This window comes from Sphingomonas bacterium (genome assembly GCF_903643035.1).
Classification (GTDB): Bacteria; Pseudomonadota; Alphaproteobacteria; order Sphingomonadales; family Sphingomonadaceae; genus Sphingomonas.
This window is the reverse complement of the sequence record NZ_CAHJWW010000323.1, coordinates 1-2,823: the sequence shown is the minus strand read 5'-3', so window position 1 is coordinate 2,823 and position 2,823 is coordinate 1. Positions and strand designations below refer to the sequence as shown.

The window sequence follows — 2,823 nt, the reverse complement described above, 5'->3', positions numbered from 1 at the left end:
GCGAAGTCGATCATCATGATCGCGTTCTTCTTCACGATGCCGATCAGCAGCACGATGCCGATGATGCCGATGATGTCGAGGTCGTGCCCCGTTACCCACAGCGCCAGCAGTGCGCCGACGGCGGCGGACGGCAGCGTCGACAGGATCGTCACCGGATGGATGAAGCTTTCGTACAGCACGCCGAGCACGATGTAGACGCACACGACCGCGGCCAGGATCAGCCACAGCTGGTTCGACAGCGACGAGCCGAACGCGCCCGCCGCGCCCAGGAATACGGTGGTGATCCCGCGCCTGACGGACAGCCGCGCCAGTTCCGCCCTGATCGCATCGGCGGCGGTGCCCAGCGACACGCCGGGCGCGGTGTCGAAGTTGACCGTCGCCGCGGGGAACTGGCCGACATGGGTGATGGCCAGCGGCGACTGGCCCGGCACGATGCTGGCGATGGCGTCGAGCGGCGTCGTCCCGCCCGACGCGGGCAGGTGGAGGAGCCCGAGCGAGGCGGGGTCGTCCACCAGCCCCGGGGCCGCCTCCAGGATCACGCGGTACTGCGTCGTCTCGGTGAAGATGGTCGACACGATCCGCTGGCCGAACGCGGAATACAGCGCGTCGTCGACGCTCGACGCGGTGATGTTCAGCCGCGCGGCGGTGTCGCGGTCGATCGTGACGAACGCCGCCGCGCCGGTCGCGCCCGCGTCGGTGGAGACGTTGCGCACCTGGCGCAGCCCAGCGACCCCGGCGGCGATCCGCTTCGCCTCCGCATTCACGTCGGCGGTGTTCGATCCCTGCACCGCGAACCGGTATTGCGTCGGCCCGCTCGCAGCGTCGATCGTCAGGTCCTGCGTCGGCTGGAGGTACAGCGTCATGCCCGGGATGCGCGCGACCGCCTCTTTCAGCCGCACCATCACATCGGCCTGCGCGTCGTGGTGCGGGCGCAGGTTGACCAGCATCGTGCCCGAGTTGAGCGAGGCGTTGTTCGCGCCGTCGACGCCGACGAACGCGGACAGCGACTGCACGTCGCCGTCGCGAAGCACCGCCTCCGCCGCCTGCGCCTGCAACTGGGCCATCTTGGCGTAGGACACGCCGTTGGCGGCGATCAGCTTGCCCTGGAGCTGGCCGGTGTCCTGCGTCGGGAACAGCCCCTTGGGGATGACGAGGTACAGCAGCACCGTTGCCGCCAGTGTCGCGACCGCCACCGCGAGCGTCGCGGCCCGGCGAGCGAGCACGAAGTCCAGTCCGCGCTCGTAGCGCCGCTCCACCCAGCCGAACGCCGCCTTCGACCGCTCGGCGGCGCGGCCCGGTCGCCCATGGTGCGCCGACTTCAGCCAGCGCGCCGACAGCATCGGCGTCAGCGTGAGCGACACGACGGCGGAGATCAGGATCGTCACGGCGAGCGTGACCGCGAACTCGCGGAACAGCCGCCCGACGATGTCGCCCATGAACAACAGCGGGATCAGCACCGCGATCAGCGACACGGTCAGCGATATGATCGTGAAGCCGATCTCCGCCGCGCCGCGCAAAGCCGCAGCGAAGGGCTTCATCCCGTCCTCGATATGCCGCTGGATGTTCTCGATCATCACGATCGCGTCATCGACCACGAAGCCGGTCGCGATCGTCAGCGCCATGAGGCTGAGGTTGTCGAGGCTGTAGCCGAGCAGGTACATGACGCCGAACGTGCCGACGAGGCTGATCGGCACCGCCAGCCCTGCCACCAGCGTCGCGCGGCCCGAGTGCAGGAAGAAGAAGATCACCAGCACCACGAGGAGGACTGCGAGCACCAGCTCGAACTCGACGTCGTGCACGCTCGCGCGGATGCCGGTCGTCCGGTCGGTCAGCACCGTCGCATGGAGGCCCGCGGGCAGGCTTTTCAGCAGCTCGGGCAGCTGGCGCTTGATCGCGTCGGTGGTGGCGATGACGTTGGCGCCGGGCTGGCGCTGGACGTTGAGAACGATCGCCGGCGTCCGGTCGGCGAGCGCGCCGAGCCGGCTGTTCTCCGCGCCCTCCGCCACGTCGGCCACGTCGGCCAGCCGCACCGGCGCGCCGTTCTGGAAGGCGACGATCAGCGTCCGGTAGTCGTCGACGCTTTCGAGCTGGTCGTTGGCGTTGATCTGGTAGGCGCGGTTCGGCCCGTCGAAGCTGCCCTTGGCGGAGTTGGCGTTCGCATTGTCGATCGCGGTGCGGACCTGCGCCAGGCTGAGCCCATAGCTTGCGAGCTTCTGCGTATCGGCGCGGATCCGCATCGCCGGCTTCTGCCCGCCCGCCAGGCCCACCAGGCCGACGCCACTGATCTGGCTGATCTTCTGCGCCAGCCGCGTGTCGACCAGATTCTGCGCCTGCGTCAGCGGCATCGTCCGGCTCGTCACCGCGATCGTCAGCACGGGCGCGTCGGCTGGGTTCACCTTGGCATAGACAGGCGGCGCGGGCAGGTCCGCGGGCAGCAGCGCGGACGACGCGTTGATCGCCGCCTGCACCTCCTGCTCGGCGACGTCCAGGCCCTCGGACAGCACGAACTGGAGCGTGACGACCGACGCGCCCGACGAACTGGTCGACTCCATGCGCGCAAGACCGGGCATCTGGCCGAAATTGCGCTCCAGCGGCGCCGTCACCGTCTGGCTCATCACCTCCGGGCTGCCGCCGGGGTACAGCGTCGTCACCTGGATCGTCGGATAGTCGACCTCTGGCAGCGCGGACAGCGACAGCAGCCGGAAGCCGACCAGCCCCGCCAGCACGATCGCGACCATGAACAGGGCGGTCGCGACCGGGCGCAGGATGAAGAGGCGCGAGGGACCCACCGGTTCAGCCGGCGGCGCCGGCCGCGCCGCCCCG

At 69.6% G+C, this 2,823-nt stretch carries 1 protein-coding gene; it reads right to left on the bottom strand.

Going from position 1 to position 2,823, the window contains the following annotated elements; all coding sequences use genetic code 11:
• Positions 1–2,789, bottom strand: a 2,789-nt coding sequence (locus HUV01_RS14595; RefSeq protein ID WP_174298927.1) for an efflux RND transporter permease subunit, incomplete at its 3' end; no start/stop codon positions are given.
• Positions 2,790–2,823 lie beyond the last annotated feature (34 nt).